The 18,546-nt window shown below is 40.7% G+C and carries 17 protein-coding genes and 1 tRNA gene; 10 read left to right on the top strand and 8 right to left on the bottom strand.

Translation table 11 applies throughout. The annotated features are described in order from the left end of the window. Positions 1-388: 388 nt before the first annotated feature. The 3 genes from ACMX3D_RS02480 to ACMX3D_RS02470 all read right to left on the bottom strand — a co-directional run bounded on the left by ACMX3D_RS02480 (position 389) and on the right by ACMX3D_RS02470 (position 1,610). Entirely contained in the window at positions 389-661 is a 273-nt protein-coding gene (locus ACMX3D_RS02480) for a hypothetical protein (RefSeq protein ID WP_482749914.1), read from the bottom strand. Then, positions 642-887 (bottom strand): hypothetical protein, encoded by a 246-nt coding sequence (locus tag ACMX3D_RS02475; RefSeq protein WP_482749913.1) that lies wholly within the window; start codon positions 885-887, stop codon positions 642-644. Before ACMX3D_RS02475 ends, ACMX3D_RS02480 begins: the two co-directional genes overlap by 20 nt. Positions 888-1,157: 270 nt before the next feature. Next, the gene (locus ACMX3D_RS02470; protein ID WP_482749912.1) at positions 1,158-1,610 is read right to left on the bottom strand and encodes an SRPBCC family protein; all 453 of its coding nucleotides are present in this window, start codon (positions 1,608-1,610) and stop codon (positions 1,158-1,160) included. Positions 1,611-2,020: 410 nt separating this feature from the next. On the opposite strand from ACMX3D_RS02470, the gene ACMX3D_RS02465 reads away from it, so the two are divergent. Beyond that, positions 2,021-3,667: a mechanosensitive ion channel gene (locus tag ACMX3D_RS02465; protein WP_482749911.1), complete on the top strand. Its 1,647-nt coding sequence runs from the start codon at positions 2,021-2,023 to the stop codon at positions 3,665-3,667. A gap of 77 nt (positions 3,668-3,744) precedes the next feature. Here ACMX3D_RS02465 and ACMX3D_RS02460 read toward each other — a convergent pair whose 3' ends face one another. After that, positions 3,745-4,722, bottom strand: a complete 978-nt coding sequence (locus ACMX3D_RS02460) for a DUF1517 domain-containing protein (protein WP_482749910.1) — start codon at positions 4,720-4,722, stop codon at positions 3,745-3,747. Positions 4,723-6,238: 1,516 nt separating this feature from the next. On the opposite strand from ACMX3D_RS02460, the gene ACMX3D_RS02455 reads away from it, so the two are divergent. Continuing rightward, positions 6,239-7,450: a glycosyltransferase family 4 protein gene (locus ACMX3D_RS02455; protein WP_482749909.1), complete on the top strand. Its 1,212-nt coding sequence runs from the start codon at positions 6,239-6,241 to the stop codon at positions 7,448-7,450. Here the strand turns inward: ACMX3D_RS02455 and thiS are convergent. Both thiS and ACMX3D_RS02445 read right to left on the bottom strand, forming a co-directional pair. Beyond that, entirely contained in the window at positions 7,447-7,659 is a 213-nt protein-coding gene (gene thiS, locus ACMX3D_RS02450; RefSeq protein ID WP_482749908.1) for a sulfur carrier protein ThiS, read from the bottom strand. The two genes, ACMX3D_RS02455 and thiS, sit on opposite strands and share 4 nt — an antisense overlap. Before the next feature lie 36 nt (positions 7,660-7,695). Further along, on the bottom strand, positions 7,696-8,811 hold the full coding sequence (locus tag ACMX3D_RS02445; protein WP_482749907.1) for a thiamine phosphate synthase: 1,116 nt from the start codon (positions 8,809-8,811) through the stop codon (positions 7,696-7,698). A gap of 293 nt (positions 8,812-9,104) precedes the next feature. Here ACMX3D_RS02445 and ACMX3D_RS02440 point away from each other — a divergent pair, with 293 nt between their 5' ends. Then, a complete protein-coding gene (locus ACMX3D_RS02440; protein WP_482749906.1) occupies positions 9,105-10,982 on the top strand; it encodes a DUF1565 domain-containing protein in 1,878 nt (625 codons plus the stop codon). Between the two features lie 230 nt (positions 10,983-11,212). Here the strand turns inward: ACMX3D_RS02440 and ACMX3D_RS02435 are convergent, their stop codons facing one another. Both ACMX3D_RS02435 and ACMX3D_RS02430 read right to left on the bottom strand, forming a co-directional pair. After that, on the bottom strand, positions 11,213-11,707 hold the full coding sequence (locus tag ACMX3D_RS02435; protein ID WP_482749905.1) for a peptidoglycan-binding domain-containing protein: 495 nt from the start codon (positions 11,705-11,707) through the stop codon (positions 11,213-11,215). A gap of 583 nt (positions 11,708-12,290) precedes the next feature. After that, positions 12,291-12,363, bottom strand: a tRNA-Ala gene (locus ACMX3D_RS02430). A gap of 72 nt (positions 12,364-12,435) precedes the next feature. Between ACMX3D_RS02430 and trhO the strand changes: the two genes are divergently transcribed. The 7 genes from trhO to ACMX3D_RS02395 all read left to right on the top strand — a co-directional run bounded on the left by trhO (position 12,436) and on the right by ACMX3D_RS02395 (position 18,533). Further along, positions 12,436-13,341 carry an oxygen-dependent tRNA uridine(34) hydroxylase TrhO gene (trhO, locus tag ACMX3D_RS02425; protein WP_482749904.1) on the top strand — a complete coding sequence of 302 codons (906 nt, stop codon included), beginning with the start codon at positions 12,436-12,438 and terminating at the stop codon, positions 13,339-13,341. Between the two features lie 873 nt (positions 13,342-14,214). Continuing rightward, positions 14,215-14,508 (top strand): hypothetical protein, encoded by a 294-nt coding sequence (locus ACMX3D_RS02420; RefSeq protein WP_482749903.1) that lies wholly within the window; start codon positions 14,215-14,217, stop codon positions 14,506-14,508. Between the two features lie 331 nt (positions 14,509-14,839). Next, positions 14,840-15,451, top strand: coding sequence for a thioredoxin family protein (locus ACMX3D_RS02415; protein ID WP_482749902.1), 612 nt, complete (start codon positions 14,840-14,842; stop codon positions 15,449-15,451). Between the two features lie 6 nt (positions 15,452-15,457). Then, positions 15,458-16,147, top strand: a complete 690-nt coding sequence (locus ACMX3D_RS02410; RefSeq protein ID WP_482749901.1) for a cytochrome c biogenesis CcdA family protein — start codon at positions 15,458-15,460, stop codon at positions 16,145-16,147. Between the two features lie 228 nt (positions 16,148-16,375). Then, positions 16,376-16,885 (top strand): DM13 domain-containing protein, encoded by a 510-nt coding sequence (locus ACMX3D_RS02405; protein WP_482749900.1) that lies wholly within the window; start codon positions 16,376-16,378, stop codon positions 16,883-16,885. Between the two features lie 309 nt (positions 16,886-17,194). Continuing rightward, positions 17,195-17,803, top strand: a complete 609-nt coding sequence (locus ACMX3D_RS02400) for a cytochrome b/b6 domain-containing protein (RefSeq protein WP_482749899.1) — start codon at positions 17,195-17,197, stop codon at positions 17,801-17,803. A gap of 7 nt (positions 17,804-17,810) precedes the next feature. After that, entirely contained in the window at positions 17,811-18,533 is a 723-nt protein-coding gene (locus ACMX3D_RS02395; RefSeq protein ID WP_482749898.1) for a molybdopterin-dependent oxidoreductase, read from the top strand. Positions 18,534-18,546 lie beyond the last annotated feature (13 nt).

Genomic DNA, 18,546 nt, shown 5'->3' with positions numbered 1-18,546 from the left:
GTGAAAACTAAAGCTCAAAAAGGCTTTCAAGAATTGGGTAATTTCAGACTAATAAAACAGGAATATATATTTTTGTACTAAGTTGCAATCAGAAATAGTCTTCTTACACCATTTCACGAAAATCCTGATACAAATTCATTGGTTGTTTACTCTTTATCCCTGCGCCCTGCTCCCTTGCAGTCTATTTGTATCAAACTTAAAATGAAACGGTATTACTGCTTACTCTCCACTCCCACCTTAATTGGCTATCTTTGACTGCAACTTGGTTTTCTCTAGAATTTTGATTCTGAATTCAGACTCCTAACTTCTGTTGTATTATTGTTTGCTTAAAAAACAAAACCCCTTGCACGAGCATCGTGAAGGGGCAAAGAGTGGGAAGAAATTTACTTCAATTGTTATCAAAATCATGCAAAGGCTGGAACAGGCGTAGTTTTTTACGTTTATTCTTCTTGTGATTTGTTAAATAATTATCAGCGTAACGGAAAGCTGAGGCACAATCGTAAGCAGCGATCGCCACAGCTTGTAAAAAAACCTGAATGGGAATATCAAAACTAGAAATTTTTTCGGTTAACAGCAATAATTCTCCGTCTGTTGCTGGTACAGCAGTCTCTTCTGCCCATTCCGGCTCATTAAAAATGTTATCAACTAGCGCCTTGGACATTTTGTACCTCCCCAAAAGCATAAGAAGCAAAGCCTGCGATGAAGTTTAACTGTTCTTCACGAGTTTGTAAGTTCACCGGAAGTTCAGCACTAGGAAATCCTAGTTCTTTTAAAATATCCAAACAGTAAGCGCTGGTTTGACTATATGAAGCTTGTTCCCATTTGTGGGCAACTTCTTTTGCCATTTCCAGATTGACTCTAATAAATCTCATCGCAGGGCTTGTCATAGTTGCACCCTCATAAACTGGATATTGGCAGTTTTGATCAGAACCCCAATTCAATGTAACCGTGATTCTGCTGAATTTATGAAGATGGGCAATTTGATCATCAGCGCATTTGCGTAATCAACAGATGAGAGAGTACGGAGTTAAGGAAGGATAAACAAAGACATAAAAACTCAATATTACGTAATTACTGAGAGTATTTACTTGGATTTAAGTTATTTGGTTTAAGTATTTGAATATAAGAAACAATAACAAATGACACAAGACAATTGACTATTGACTAATTTGTACTTCTTCCGCAACACGTTTGAGGCGACGCAGTTGAGCTTGCATATCTTCCTTTGTCCAAGAAGCTGCAAAATTGTTGAATCCCCAACTTACTATGGGGTTAGGAATATCGAATTCAAAGCGATTTAATAAACGCGTTCCCTTTTCTACTGGCTGACATTCCCAGCGATCGCGTCCTTGAAAAAATCCCTGAAATTCCCAAACAACTAAACCTGGTTGTCGTTCTACTACAACACTCTTCAAAGTTGGCTGAACCAGCGGAATTTGAATGACAAAGCGACTTTGACTACCGATCTCTGTACTCCAAACTTCACTCACAGGTTCGCAACGTAGCGCAGGATTCAGCCAGCGGTGCATCAGCGCTAAATCGGTAATACAGCGCTCTACAACCGCAGCTGTGGCGTTAATTTGAATTGATTGTTCAAATATTTGTGTCATGCCAAATGGTTCATCCTGTCGCTGCCCTTAGATTAACCCAAAATTTGCTGTCGTCTGCAAGCTACATTTATGTGACAGATAAGCTATTACCCATCTAAACTTGCATATTTTTTCCCATTGGCTGTTGACTGTTAACCGTCAGCATTTACCGAACCTGATGAGTGAGCGTGTAATTTAAAAGCCTCATAGCTTAACTGTATTTTCACTCAAAAAAATCCATAGAGAAAATTCAAATTATTTTTTTATTTGTAACAAATTAGCCTATCAATCAGTTAGCTATACATATTTACTGGTAAATTGATACGCAAAATCCGCGTGAACTTACTAGAGTCTAATTTTGCACCATCAAATTTACTCTACTGAGTTGACAAGTATTTTTAGCGAACACATAACCTTAATTCCAGAAAACCATGAACACAACTTGGCCAGGAATAATCCGGTTGATAGACATGGGTTTGTCGATGAAAAGGCAGCAATTTTTAGGGCAATCACCTAACCTGCCACTAAATCAACCGAGCGTAAACCAAGGGCTTGCGGAACTGCAAGGAATTGGGCAACAAGTGATTCTGTATACACCACGATTGCTAGGAGCAGCCGCAATTTTGTTGGTAGGTATACTGATTGCTGCCAGCGTTGCCGCAGTTACTCGAAGCATCTTGAATCGGACAAACATAGATAATCGCATTGCCGCAGGAGTGACGGGACGCAGGGATGTTCCCCAAGTAGAGAAGTTAATCTCTAGTTTGGTGTTTTGGAGCATCATTTTACTGACTGTAGTGGCTGTCTTACAAGCGCTAGGACTAGAGGTGGCTTCTCGTCCACTCAATAGTTTTCTTGACCAACTGATTGGCTTTTTGCCAAAAGTGGTGGGTGCGGGAGTTCTGTTAGGAGTTGCTTGGGTTTTAGCAAGTATTGTCAAAATTGTAACTTTGCGAGGATTACAGGCACTCAAGCTAGATGAGCGTTTAAATCAAGCATCTCCTGAAGATAACATTAGCCTCGATCGCATTTCTTTAAGTGAGACGATCGCTAATGCTTTATATTGGTTTATCTTTTTACTGTTTCTCGTCCCAGTTCTTGATACTCTCGGACTCAGGCAGGCTCTTTTACCAGTACAAGCACTGATTACCGAAATTCTCTCAATCTTACCCAATATTTTGGCGGCAATTTTAATTGCGGTGTTGGGCTGGTTTTTAGCTAATATTGTCCGTCGGATTGTTACTAACCTTTTAGCAACAACTGGCATCGATTATTTAGGTAGTCGGTTTGGACTATCTTCGGCTGCGGGTGTGCAGCCGTTATCGACAATTATCGGCACAATTGTTTATGTTTTAATTTTGATTCCTGTAGCGATCGCTGCTCTTAATGCTTTAAAAATTGAAGCTATATCTGTGCCAGCAATTACCATGCTGCAACAGATTCTAAATACTTTACCTGCTGTTTTTACAGCCGCAGCCATCTTAATTGTTGCCTTTTTTATCGGACGCTTTGTTGCAGATTTAGTCACTAGCATTTTGACTAGTTTAGGCTTTAATAATATTTTTGTGGCACTCGGTTTACCATCACCTGCTAGACATGAAATGTATGCAGAAACCGAACCCCTAACACCACTCCGCACACCATCAGAAATTGCTGGCATTATTACTTTAGTCGGCATTATGTTATTCGCCACAGTGGCAGCAGTTAATATTCTAAATATTCCTGCCCTGACAACATTAGTCACTGGCATTTTAATTATTTTGGGGCGGATTTTGGCAGGATTAATTGTGTTTGCTGTAGGTTTGTTCTTGGCAAATTTGGCTTTTAGTTTGATTAGCAGTTCCGGCGATCGCCAAGCTAAAATTTTAGCTCAAGTAGCCAGAATTTCTATTATTACTTTAGTTTCGGCTATGGCATTACAACAAATTGGTGTTGCCAGCGATATTGTCAATTTAGCATTTGGATTGTTACTCGGTGCGATCGCTGTTGCTATTGCCCTAGCTTTTGGTCTTGGCGGCCGGGATATTGCCCGCGAACAAGTCAAAGAGTGGTTGGATTCTTTCAAAAGCAAGAGCTAATACCAATTAAAAAACCCGCCTACACGAATGGATTAAGCATCATGGGCGGGTTTTTTAATGCAATTATTGTGATTCTATTACACCAGTTTCAAATCAGGATATTCTGCTAACAAATCATCGGATGTGAGGGTATCACCTTCAGCTTGGGGAGTCCATAAAACTTCAATTGCTAACAGTTGCTCACCGGGAATGCCACCAATTTGACGCAAAGCTTGACGTAAATCTTCTGTGGTATTGATAGCTGGAATTTCAAACTTGCCTAGGGTTGCTGCCAACAAGGTAACGATAATATATTCCCCAGGGCCTTCGCTAATTAGACGAGTTGGATTGTCGAGTTCACCACTAGAAGGTAAAGCTTCTTTAGCAAGAGCCGCTTTTAGTTGGTTATTAACGTTAGAAAGTGTTTCTTCGCTAAATTTGCTGCGTTCTGCTAATGCTAACCGGTTAAATTGACCCTCAGCAGAACTCAATTTAGCTTGTTGTGTGCCACCGCCTGCATATACCCAGTATTCTGGATGGCGGAGTAAAGCAAGACTAGTTTCTTGCATCACGGCCGCTCTACCTTCAGGAGAGTTGGTATCAGCAAGTTCGGCAATTTTGTTGAGTTCCGGTTGCAAATCACGAGCTTGAGCTAACAAACCAACTTGCAAACGAGTTACAGAAACATTGGGGTTGCTACCGTAACCGACTTCTTCAACTTCACCACTACCTGCACGGCGGAAACTTTGAACTAAGAAATTAGCGATCGCAATAAAAATTAAAATCGTAAACAGACCGCCAAATCCGCCGCCAATACCCCAAAAAGGAATGAGGAAAGGAAAGCCAAAACCACCGCCAGGATAAGGAGCATAATATCCACCGCCACCAGGAGGCGCGTAGGTACGCGGTGTGTAGGTGCGGCTTGAAGGTACTCTAAAAGAACCGCCGCCAATACGACCACCACTGCGGGCAGCTAATGCTCCATCAGCATGACCTAGCGCTAAAGCTAACACCAGACTGAGGACAAAAAAAGTTTTTAACAGTGGTTTGATGGTTTGTTGTAGTTTTTTACGCATAACACAGTCGCTTGAAAAATTTTATTGCTGATGATTGCATCCTATGCTAGTAGGATTTCTGCGGTATATAGCTGATGCCAGCCCGCGACTAGTAAGCGAGTATTTAATTGGCAGTAGCTTTTTGTAACATCATTAATTGTTGCTACATCTTCAATTTACCGCGTCTTATCCTAGGTACACAGCAGACGCAGGGGGGATTTCTGTAGTAGATTACCGTACCTTGGAACTTATGCTGGATAGTAGGAACTTTGGGATCAATTAATATTTGCCGTAAAATCAGGCGAAAGGTAGAAGGCCAGATGTTGTTGCAGCAGAATTTTGAATTCTGAATCAGAACTGTCTTTCTATATAGCTTTGAGACCTAAATCAGGTTATGCCTATTCCTCACAACCGAGCATTTCCCTATCTAAACATCTATAGTTTCTATTGAAAAACTCTTTGGCATTTTGGCTGCCCATACCGCATCATATAAGTTAAACTAACGTGTCTAGGTATTTTTAGTATTTTCTGTAGCTTTCACTTGCAGTTTGTTCAGCTATAATTATCGGTCTTTCACTAAGGATTTTTTAATCTAAATTTCCGAAATTGCGTCAATTGTTACCAAAATATATAATTAACAAACACTTCACATAAATGACAATCAAATCTCTATACTGATTGTTTTAAAATATTTGTTAAAGCTTGGTAATACATTCACTCAACAAAGAGGAATTGAGAATGAGGTTTATCTCAGCCTGTTACTACAAAGTGGACATGAAGAATGTCGTAAGAATTCAGCATCCAGGTGGTCGCTGAGCTTAGTCGAAGGGTCAGAATGGGTAAGAGATTGAATCTGCGGTTACTGATTTATTTCTTCTTCATTCTCAAATATTCTGCTGATTATTTAACTATTCTGACTCCTGAATTCTTACAGAATGTCAATATTGTTCATCAGTCTACAATAATTACAATTTGTAAACAAATTTGACAAAAAATATAGCTATTTGGCGCTGAATACAATCCAAATTTGGAATTTGGCTAACCGACAAATGCGCAAAACTTCTGTAACAGAATGCCAAAATTGTTCTACCTATTACAAAGTACAAACTGCTACAAGTAAATTCCGCTTCGCTTTTTGACAATTTCGATTGGCTAAAATGTTCTCAGGGTGAAAATTAAGCGCATACCTGACATTTTATCCCACCATGACAAGATAGAAATAAATTGCGATTCCACTTATAGTGGAAATAGCACTCGATGCAGAGCAAATTTGTTACCAAAACAATGTAGATTAGTGGAGTTTGCTTTGTCCAACTTCAGTAAGTTATTGGTACACAAAACTACTATTAAGCGATGATTTAACTTTGTTGGAATATTCAGACTGAGGGTAAATTTTGGCTGACAACAACATTAACAAACAAGAGCGATAATCAGTGGCTAACTATCATTGGTTACAGCTAACTTACTAGCAGCGGTTTGGCTTAAATTTAGTATGCACAATTAAATTTTTTTTTCATTTGAAGTTACCAAAGTTAACATGGAACATATTTCTCAACTAGCAACAAATATTAGAGAAAAAACCTCATGTCCAGATATTTTAGTAATATCACGTCTATTTTTACCAAAAGAAGCGGTTATTGGTGAATATATTTATAATCGTTGTCTTCAAGATCCAGAGCGGATTATTGTTTTAGCGGCTAGTTGTGCAGGTGATAAAAAATTTGATGAAACTCAACAGTTCCCTATCTATCGCTGGCCTACTTCTCAATATTGGCTAGGAGGATTTTTGGGAAATCTCCTCAAGCCGTTGATTAATTTAGTTTGGTCGTTTGTACTGGCAATCAAACTTTATTTTCGCTATCACTATCGTTATATAGAATGGGGACACAGCTACGATTTTCCTTCGCTGTTATTATTGAGCTATTTGTTACCTATCCGCTTTTTTATTTATCTGCATGGTCATGATATTCGCACTGTATTAGGCAACCCAGTAGGGCGATCGCTCTTTAAATTAACATTGTCACGCGCCACAGGCATTGTTTGTAACAGCGCCTTTACAAGAGATTATCTCAGAAACACTTTCCGCCTCCAAACTCCTACCCACGTAATTCATCCTGTGGTCAGACCAGAGAAATATAGTGTTGGTGCAAATCACAACAATCTTGATGACTTACGAGTGCGGGTGCGTCAGACTTACAACATTCCCGAAACAGCAGTTGTCATTCTTTCTGTTGGACGACTGGTCAAACATAAAAGCTTTGAGCGGGTGATTGAGAATCTACCATTATTGCTGACTATTGGGGTAGATGTTCACTACATACTCTGTGGTCAAGGTGCTTGTGAAGGAGAACTGAAAACTCTAGCGCAGCGCTTGCGGGTAGACCAGAGGGTACACTTTGCTGGTCAAGTACCTGATAGCGAGTTAGCAGGCTACTATGCGGCTTGTGATATTTTTGCCATGCTGACTTTGAATGATCCCAAAGCTAGATTTATTGATGGTTTTGGTGTTGCATATCTAGAAGCAAGTTACTTTGGTAAGCCTGTAATTGCTTCTCGTTTAGGTTCTGTGATTGAGGTAGTAAGTCACGAAGAAAATGGGATATTGGTTAACCCGAAATCTGGACACGAAGTTTTCCAAGCCTTTAAGCGCTTGTGTCAAGATCAACAATTGCGTGAACAACTCGGTCGCAAAGGTAAAGAATTAGCTAGACGCAAAACTCTTCACCGGATGCTTTATCAAGAAAATTAACCACCGCCGACAATGGTAACTACTTCCAAGCGATCGCCTGGCTGTAAGATAGTTTGTGACCAAAATTGGCGATGTAAAATTTCCCCGTTATACTCCACCGCTACTAAGCGCGGATTGAAACCCAATTGTTGCAATACATCGGGTAAGAACGATGGAGATGGACAGCTGCGGGTTTCCCCATTCACCTGAAGGGTAATTTGCTCGGACATAAGTGCTGAGTGCTGAGTGCTGAGTGCTGAGTAAGTTTAATTTTGAATGACTTCTGGTTGTGGTTTGACACGCTTTAACTGAGACAGCAAGTATTGAGTGACTAAAGTAGGCTGTTCTGCTTGCATGAGCGATCGCACTACCGCCACCCTTTCTGCACCTGCATCAATGACATCATTGATATTATTGGCATCAATGCCGCCAATGGCAAACCAGGGTATAGGGCTATTTTGGGCAGCGTACCTGACATATTCTAAGCCTGCTGCTGCTTTACCTGCTTTTGTCGGAGTTTCGTAAACCGGGCCGACACCGATATAATCTGCACCTTCGGTAATTGCTCTTTGCATTTCTTCCGAATTAGTGGTGGAACGACCAATTATCCGTTGTGGCCCCAATAATTGCCGAGCCATAGCAATGGGCATATCTTGTTGTCCCAGATGTACACCATCGGCATCTACTGCTAAGGCCAAGTCTACGCGATCGTTCATCATAAACAGTGCGCCATAAGCATGACATAGCTGCCGCAGTTTTGTTGCTTGTTCTAGCCGCACAGTATCATCAGAATTTTTATCGCGGTACTGTACCAAAGTCAATCCGCCTTTGAGGGCAGATTCTACCGTTGCTAACAAAGTTTCTGACGGAGATGTCACTAAATATAAATGCGATCGCCACAATAACTGATGGCGCTGATAACCCATCAAATTACTTTCTAGGGTGTAAACCCGATAGCGCATTTGCTTAAAAGCTTTCCCCATATTTGCGCTATATAGCTTGCCGTATTCTTCCAGCACTCGCAATGCTTCTTCAACACGGCAAAAGTTAGCTTGCAACAACGACTTAATCCCAGAGCGTTGTTCTTCTTGAGGGTGCGACAAATCAGTGCCAGCATCTCCTAGTGTATCTCGTGCCGCCCGGATTTCTGCTGTGTGCCATTTAGCTAACTCTTGTCGCAGGTATTTGCATTCCCCTGCTAACTGGGCATTATTCAAACCAAAACGACACCACTCCTCGATGATTCGTAGACCTTCACGAGCGCGGTCTAAATTAGCATCTAATATGCGGTAAACAACTTGCTGTATTTGCTCTTTTTGGCTATACGGCTCGACCATTACCACAACTCCATTAGTGCTTTCATAATAGTCAGCCTCTTTCATATGTGCAATGTGTTTAGCATCGTTAATTTACTAAGCAAGAGGTATTAAGAAGAGGAAAGTGTGAAGTATGAAGTATGAAGTATGAAAGATGTTGACACCATTTGGGTGGCTTCCCGGAGGGTAATTTCATCCTTCATTCAGCTTCTAGCCTTCATCCTTGACAGTCCCTACTTCCTTCATTAATTACTTTGTCTTCAAAATAGCCAATAGGTCAATATTGTGGGTAACATTATCGACATATTACTGTCTCAGGGTATAAGACTTTATTGTTATTTCTCAGGAGTTTTGTAAAAATGGTTTCCCCCAATGTGTCTGGTCAACATCGTAGACTGGCGCTCAAGCTAATAACCCTTGATCAACCACATCCATTTTTGGGCTTAGTTCTACCTGTAGCTTTTGGTTACTCACTGTTGCTTTGTACGCTTGGTATGGGAGTGGCAGGCTTAACTTTGATGGCGATTAACGGTAGTGCCGTTGCTCAGGTGCCATCTATACCAGATCAAATGCCCCTGGGTGAAAGAACACTTTCTCAGGTTAATGTACTGTTTGTCAACCCAAGTATCGGAGATGACACTACAGGCAATGGTAGCGATCGCACACCCTTTAAAACTATTACCCAAGCTTTACAAATTGCTAAAGGTAATACAGTAATTATGCTGGCTCCTGGTAATTACAGTACAGAAACCGGAGAAATGTTTCCCTTAATACTACGCTCTGGAATTTCTATCCAAGGAGATACAACTAACAAGGGTAGTGGAATCACAATTCAGGGAGGTGGCGTATACCTAAGTCGCAGCTTTGGTGGGCAAAATGTGACGATTGTTGGTGCAAATCAAGCTGAGTTAAAAGGGGTGACTGTCACTAATGCCAATCCCCGTGGTTATGGTTTGTGGATTGAATCAAGCAATCCTGTGATTTCAGAAAATACTTTTACTGGAAATACTCAAGATGGTGTGGCTGTTAGTGGTAATGGCGCACCCACAATTAGTAAAAATTATTTTTATCGGAATGGAGCGAATGGTATCACCCTGAGTGGCACTTCTCAGGCCAAGGTACAGGAAAATATTTTTCAAGAAACAGGTTTTGGGGTAAATATTACCCAAAATGCGACTCCTATAGTTACAGCTAATCAAATTCAAAATAATCGTGCTGGAATTTTAGTCCAAGGAAAAGCACGTCCGATTGTCCGCAATAATTTAATTGAGGGTAGTAAAGAAGATGGTTTAGTTGCGATCGCCCAAGCAATGCCAGACTTAGGTAATGCTACGGAACCTGGAGGTAACGAATTTCGGAATAATACTCGCTATGATATAAATGCCAGTACAGCCCAACAAGCGATCGTCGCCACCGGAAATACTTTAAGTAGCAACAGACTGGCGGGCAAAGTAGATCTTAGCGCTCAAACTACTTCTGTTGCAGATAATTCTCAACCAACTACACCTAATACAACCGTCTCGGCAATTCCTGTTAATCAAGAAATCACCTTTTCTGCCACCGAAGTTCCGAAAACTCCTAATCCAGTCACAACATTACCCGCCAAACCCATTGCACCCAAAAAATCTTCTCAACAACTTACTCCTCCCCCTGGTGGCTTTCCTGTACCCAGCAGCTTAGTAGGAACACAAGCACCAACAAATACTCCAGCTACTCCCACAGCTAAAACAACATCACTGCCAGTTCTGCAACCAGCATCGCCACAGTTAAATTATGTGCATATTGATACTAATACCATTGAATTTGCCGCACCTGATGCTGTTATCCAACCAGCTGCAACATTACCCAGTCGAGGCCAAGCATCAGCCTTAACTATACCTAGCAGAGAAGTTAATTCTCCAACTAATGCAGCCCTTTTACCAGTTCCCAACGGTAATGTTCCCCTTGGTGATACGCGCAATTTGCGAAAAGTACCAGTTCCACAAACTAATACAACTGCTTACAATCAAAGCTATTTACAGCCTGCCAGAGGCACACGTTACCGCGTCATCGTCGAAGTCGCAAACGAAAGAGAACAGGAATTAGTACGATTTGTGGCCCCTGGTGCATTTTCTACAATCTGGCAAGGGCGCAAAGTTATGCAAGCCGGAGTATTTAGCAATAAGTCTAACGCTGATGAAATTTTAAAAACACTCACAAGCAATGGTTTGCGAACCATTATTGAGCCATTGAATTAAAGTACATATGATTGAGGCTAGTAGCTAGAGTTGAGAGAGTAAAACTTACCTACTAACAACGGCTAATTTTCTTAGCCTCATTTCTAAATCTGAAATAATTATTAAATATAAATTAGTAAAGACTAATCAAAAAAAGAGGCTGGGACAGGGAAAGTTCTAGTTGTTGGCTTAAATTTGTACGGTTTAGCCAAAATAAATAAAACATCCCTGTTTCCCACTAGTAAATTACTTTACTTCATAGCAGTCAAAGTACGACTGCCAATAATTCCATCTGCTTTTAGCCCTTTAGACTTTTGGAATTTAATTACTGCTAAACGTGTTTGTTTATCAAAAACACCATTTACAGTTCCAGTATAGAAGCCTTGCTGCTTTAAAAAACTCTGTGCATTTTTAACTGCTTCTCCTTTACTACCTATAGTAAGTACAGAGCTATGCTTCACTACAGCATTGGGCTTTTTCACTACTTTAGGCTTTTGTACTACATTCAGCTTTTTCTCTGTAGTCGGCTTTTTCATTGCGTCGCCATTCGGCTTTGCCATTGCGTCGCCATTCGGCTTTGCCATTGCGTCGCCATTCGGCTTTTTCATTGCATCGCCTGTTCGATGATTTTGAGCTAGTTGGCTAGAACTAGTAGTATTATGAGTTTTAGGATTATTCTGAGAATAACCAGGTAAAGCAGTAGCTAAAGTTAAAAATGGGATCAAGGCAAGTAATTTCCAATTCATATTTCTTCTCCCAATAATGTAGAGATTTTCAGTTAAGGAGTTTTATTGTAATAGTTATTGCCTAAAGATAATTCCTGTCGAGACTATTACTTCTAGACGATAGTATTACTTAACTCAGTACTTAAGGATCACACTTTCTATTGACAAAGTTGTGGCAAAATTATGAAGAAAGTATGGACAATTTTCAGGCGCTATAATCAAGTTTTTAAACTGATTAAGCACGACAAAACCATCCAGATTTAACAACAATTCCATTTACAGCAGATTGCAGGTGAATGAGGTACAAGTTTTAATCAAAAAGTTATGTAACAAAAGACTTTCAAGCCTGTTCCCTGTCCCCTGCGATGCACGCTCGCTTGTCTTGAGCGTAGCCGTACCCCTTCGGAGAAGCAAGCTACGCGCAGCGTCTCCGACAGGAGAAGGGCTTATTGAAGTGTTACCTGTTCCCTGCTGTATGTTTATACAGTTAATGCATTCTTGAGAATTCAAGCAAGGACTATCAATCAAGAAATAGGTCAGCCAAAATTGCCAGAAGTGCTAGTTATGTTAGACCTCTGCTTCTGGAACATAAAACAATAACCAGTGGAGGTTAGCGGACTCGAACCGCTGACATCCTGCTTGCAAAGCAGGCGCTCTACCAACTGAGCTAAACCCCCGTAAAATTAAATAGGTAGTTAAATTTCACTACCTTAGATATATTACCTGAAAATTGTTCGATTGCTAAAGGGATGAACCAAAAAAATACCCAAATTGTGGCAACATTTTATAAATTTGTCAGTTTGCCCGACTTTGCTGAGAAACAAGAACCCTTGCTGTCTTTTTGTTTAGCACAAGGCATTAAGGGAACAATTCTGCTGGCAGCAGAAGGTATGAACGGCACAATTGCAGGTTCGCGTCAGGAGATTGACGCTGTTTTTGCCTATCTACGTAGCGATCGCCGTTTAGCAGATTTAGAATATAAAGAATCTTATACTCAGACCCCGCCCTTTGAACGTATGAAGGTGCGATTGAAGTTAGAAATTGTTACTTTGGGGTTGCCAGAAATTGACCCAAATCAGCAAGTAGGTATTTATGTCAGCCCAGAGGAATGGAATGATTTAATTTCTGACCCTGAAGTTACCGTGATTGACACTCGCAATGAGTATGAAGTAAGAATTGGTACTTTTAAAGGAGCGGAGAATCCTCACACGCAATCATTTCGAGAGTTTCCCGAATATGTTCAGCAATACCTCAACCCTAATCAACACAAAAAAGTTGCTTTATTTTGTACTGGGGGGATTCGCTGCGAAAAAGCCTCATCTTTTATGCTTGCCCAAGGATTTACTGAAGTTTATCACCTTAAAGGCGGCATTTTAAAATATTTAGAGGAAATTCCTGCCGCAGAAAGTTTGTGGAAGGGAGAATGTTTTGTCTTTGATGAACGGGTAGCTGTTCGTCATGGCTTAAAAGCTGGTAGCCACGAGTTGTGCTTTTGTTGTGGACATCCGATTTCTGCATCAGATAAAGTTTATCCCCAATATGAAGAAGGCATTTCTTGCCCCTACTGTTTTGATCAACTTACTGAAGAGAAACGCGTCCGTCAACAAGAAAAATGGCGACAGTATCAACTATTGCAAGCTAGTCAAGGACACTAAGGGACTTCCATCCAAAAAGATACACTATCACTGTGTAGGCAGGGTGCAGGGTGTAGGGGGAAAAAGAAAAATATCCTCTCTTCAACACCATTGCCTGTAACTTATGGATGAACCATGAGATATATATCGAACTAATCTACAGCTAATGTAGAAGTCATTCCATTGCAGCATGACAAGATGCGACAATTCTAGGTATTATCACTACCAAATTTGGTAGATGATGACTCATATCAAAGCTGGTTAAAAAATTTTTGCTACGGAGTTGTAAAAATGTACGACAAAAGCGACATAGAGATAATGATAGAGAATATGAGTTTATCTGGTGTGCTTAGTATACTTTCGCAGGTCTGTTATGAGAAAGCTGAACATTTGAGAACTAATTGGCAAGACTTGGAGACAGCTAGAACATGGGAGAAAGTTGGTAGAGCCGTCGGTAAAATCAAAATTAAGACTGATTTATAAATTTTATTGCTATAACCCTAAATAATCGGGTTTTTGCGGGAAACTGGAGAGCATAAAAGTGCAGAATTTCCCAGAAACCCGGTTAATCAAGTTCATCAAAGGAAAAAAACGCGATTCTTCAGTTAATAGCAGACTCAGACCCTTGGAAAATTTGCGCGGTTATCTGTTTTCCCCGGTAAACGATATGTGCTGAAGTCCTGACTTTTTGCGTAATCCCCAGACACAGCACTGTACTAAATTAATAGACATTCTTCCAATAGCCGATGTAGTCAGATAGTTAAGCAGAATTAATTTTTGCGAAGGAATTTAAAAAAAAAATTAATTTGTTATCAAAATCTGGCTTCATCCGTATGATTATACAGGATGATCCTTGTCTATTCCTTTAGTAAGACTTTTAAGGGGTTCCAAAAGATGATGAAGTTAAAATTCGTTGGTGTGATGATGGCAAGTCTTGCTTTGATGGGAAGCTTAGTTGCTTGCTCAAGCCCTTCTGATAATCAAGCTGCTCCTAGTGCTAGTCCGACTGCCGGCGATGCAATGAAAAATGAAGGCGGCGCGATGAAAAATGAAGGCGGCGCGATGAAGAATGAAGGCGGCGCAATGAAGAATGAAGGCGCGATGAAGAAAGATGGCGACGCAATGAAAAAAGAAGGCGACGCGATGAAGAAAGAAACTACACCACCAAAACCAACTAGCACACCCTAATATGTGTTGCTGAGGATACATTTGTCAAAAAACAGTTTTTAACCTAAATAAGAAAAAGTTTGTATCCTGTAGCCACTTGTACATACAAGAATTGCCTCAAAAAAACTTTTTGTAACCATTCTTAAAAACTGTTGAAGTAGTAATTGGGTGTATTTTTATACTGTAAAACTTGAGTTTTAGAACTCTTTTTCAATACAGGTAAAAATTACCAAAGCAATTTATGGGTGCGTTATTTACGCACCCATTTCTCCAAAAAATGTTTCGATATCTCCGTAATCATCCGAAACTAGAAAGTATTTAAATTTATCTTCATAACCACAACAATAGCTTTATGGATAAATATTTCATCAAGCGCCGCCGACTGCTTACGTATCTGGGGTTAGGAGCTATAGGAGCAGGTGGCGCGGCGATCGCTTCTGGATGTTCTCAAAAAATTACAGTTCCCACAGCGATTACTCCTCATCCTAATAGCACTCCCATTCAAAATGCCACCGCAGCCCCAGCTGCTAACACGCAACTCCTCCCAGAATTCCAAGGAATATCTCAGTGGCTCAATTCTCCTGCTTTAACGACTGCTGACCTCAAAGGTAGCGTGGTGTTAATTCAATTTTGGACATTTGCTTGTATCAACTGTCAGCGCACCCTACCATACGTTACGCGTTGGCATCGAGAATATGCAGACAAAGGACTCAAAGTTGTAGGTGTCCATACGCCAGAGTTTGCTTATGAGAAAGTTCTCAGCAATGTGAAGCAAGCCTTACAAAAACACAAAATTACCTACGCAGTACCAATAGATAACGATTTCAAAACTTGGAACGCTTATAAAAACGAATATTGGCCGCATTTGTTTTTAGCAGACCGCCAAGGCGTGATTCGTTACGACCATATTGGAGAAGGTGCTTATTCCGAGACAGAACAGATGATTCGGCAACTTTTAGGATAAATCAAGATGGCAATCACTTCCCTATCAGCGGGATTAGCAGTTTTGGCAGGGTCTTTAACTGTACTGTCGCCTTGTGTTTTACCTGTTTTGCCTGTTTTAGTGGGGCGATCGCTTTCGACACATCGTTATGGGCCTGTAGCTTTAGTAACTGGTTTAGTGGGCGGATTTGCTATAGCAGGTAGTTTACTCGGAATTGCCAGCAGTTGGTTGGCAGAACTCGCCAGTACTTTGCGATATGTGGGCATATTTATTTTATTGCTCATGGGTTTGTTAGCTATCTTTCCCAAATGGAATTATCTGCTGCTGAGTTATTTGCAGTTGGGCAAAATCAAAAGAACCAGCGGGGTAGGATTAACAGGAGAATTTTGGTTAGGGACTCAGCTTGGTTTATTGTGGACTCCTTGTGCTGGCCCTGTACTGGGGAGCATCTTAATTTTGGCTGCTGCCAAACATCAAGTTATAGAAGCGTTTGTGCTGTTATTGGCTTATGGTGTGGGTGCAGCGTTACCACTATTAGCGATCGCTTATGCTGGGCGTTATACAAGCAAATCTTTGCTGGGTTTGCGTTCTCGTAGTGAAATTTTACACAGAGTTGGCGGTGTTTTAGTAGCCGCATCGGCGATCGCAATTCTCCTGGGTTGGGATGTGCAAATTCAACTGTGGTTGGCCCCGATGTTTCCTCGCTTACCACTGTAAATTCTCTAACAACAGTATTAAATTTTTGGGCTAATTTATAAATTCTTGCTAAATTTTCAGGGTTTTCCGCTACTGAATGTGTAGTTACATAGTAAGTTCATGGTAAGTTGCAATCATAACAGTAACAAAAAAGACTTCAGGAACCAGAATCAATTAGTAGCGGGCGAAATCTGCAAACACAAATGTTGGTAAATCAATAGAAATATCTAAATAGGAGGCTTTTGAGCCATGCAAGGCAAATTACTAATTTTGAGTTTAACCACTTTGGCGATCGTTGGTTGTGCAAAACAAGCCGCTACACAACCTCAAGAAAATTCTTCTAGCCAAGGTGTTAAAACCGTACAAGTTACTGAGACTGCAACTCCAACAACCTCACCACAACCGACTGAATCTCCAACATCAACAGTTATCAAATCTGGTAGTTTTGTCAAAGGAGAACACGTAACCAAAGGAAATGCCCGTATCATTACAGAAAATGGGAAAAACTTTTTGGAATTAGATCAAGACTTTAAGACAGACAGTGGCCCAGAATTGCACGTGATCTTACATCGTCAAGCAAAACCCAAAATTTATGGACTGACTGAAAAAGATTATGTCAGTTTAGGGCGCTTACGAAAAACTTCCGGTATGCAACGCTATGCGATCCCAAATAATATCAAGATTGCAGATTTCGCCAGTGCAGCAATTTGGTGTCGTCCATTTAACGCTACTTTTGGTTATGCTACCTTCAGCAAATAATCTCTGGGCTGGTTAATTCTTGGTGAGCAATATTAATTGGTAAGAAATACAGCAGATTGCAAGTGAATGAGGTACAAATTTAAAGAACAAACCTATATATTACTAGGCTTTCAAAGCTGTTAAGCGTTCCCTGTTGCCTGTTCCCTGCTGTAAATAGTTTTGATGACTATCATTTATAGAAATAAATGCATAAAACCGAGAAATCCACCTGATATAAGTAAGTACGTAATTTAGTAAATTTTTGTAGCAGTAGAGCAGTAGAATATCTGAGACATTTTAGGGTTGAAAATATAAAAATTAGGACTTTCTATGGCTTCTTCTAAAGCTGGTAAACGTGGCAAACCTTCTGCGGGGCCGAAACAAGAGTTCCTTGCCAAAATATTTCATGCAGTCAATATCATTAGTTTAATCATCATGATTGGCAGTGGATTGCAAATTTACAACGCTAACCCTGTGTTTGGTGGACGGGGAGGCTGGACATTTCCCCGGACATTTTTACTGGGAGGATGGTTAGGCGGGGGACGAAATTGGCACTTTGCTGCAATGTGGATTTTTTCGTTGAACTTGTTAGCCTATGGTATTTATATATTCTTGACGCGGCGATGGGAAAAGCGATTTGTTTCTCAAAGTGACTTGCAAGTTTTACAAAAAGGGCAGAATCCGAAACGGAAAAACTATGCTTGGCATCGGTTAATTTACACCGGAATTGTACCAGTATTAATACTAGCGATCGCCTCTGGATTAGCAATGTACAAACCCGCACAACTGCATTGGTTGTCTGGGTTATTTGGCAGTTGGCAAATTCTGAGAGTCGTTCATTTTGTTACCGTGCCAATGGTTGTCATATTTGCGATCGCTCATTTTCTGTTATCTCAGAAAGTCGGTGGTTATCGTCTGATTAAATCAATGTTTACTTAGAGGTGGTATGGAAAAATTCACAGCACCGCGCCATCTGTTGACACGCCGCAGATTGCTGCAACTATCGGGAATGTCGAGTATGGGATTGCTCCTTAGCAGTTGTGGTACAAGCCTACTGTCAGAATCAGTTGGGAGTCTGACTGAACCACTCAACCTCAAAGTCGGAGAATTATTACTCAAACCGCAGATACCTGTACCAGAATTTTCGATGAGTGCGATCGAACCAAACGCACTGCTAATTAATAGCTATGAAGGTACTCCCCAAATTGATCTCACCAAATTTCGCCTAATCATAGATGGAGAAGTAAACCAGCCATTGGCATTAAGCATGGCAGACATCCAAAAATTACCCCTAACCTCTATGGTAATCCGGCATGTGTGCGTCGAAGGTTGGGCGGCGATCGTGCAGTGGGGAGGTGTGCGTTTACGAGATTTACTGAATTTGGCACAACCAAAATCTCAAGTCCGTTACGCCTACTTTCAGTCGGCTGATAATTACTACGAAAGCTGGGATATTGCCTCTGTACTGCATCCCCAAACTCTACTGGCTTATCAAAAAAATGGTCAGCCATTACCAGCAGAGAACGGTGCGCCACTGCGTTTGGCTGCTCCTATCAAGCTTGGTTATAAACAATCTAAATGGGTAACTCGCGTTACATTAACTAGTAATCTCAGCAGTAAAAAAGGTTATTGGATTGATCAAGGTTATGAGTGGTTTGGTGGGATATAGTTAAAAATTGATA

Source organism: Anabaena sp. TISTR 8404 (assembly GCF_056847745.1).
This window is presented reverse-complemented; position numbering and strand designations above follow the sequence as displayed.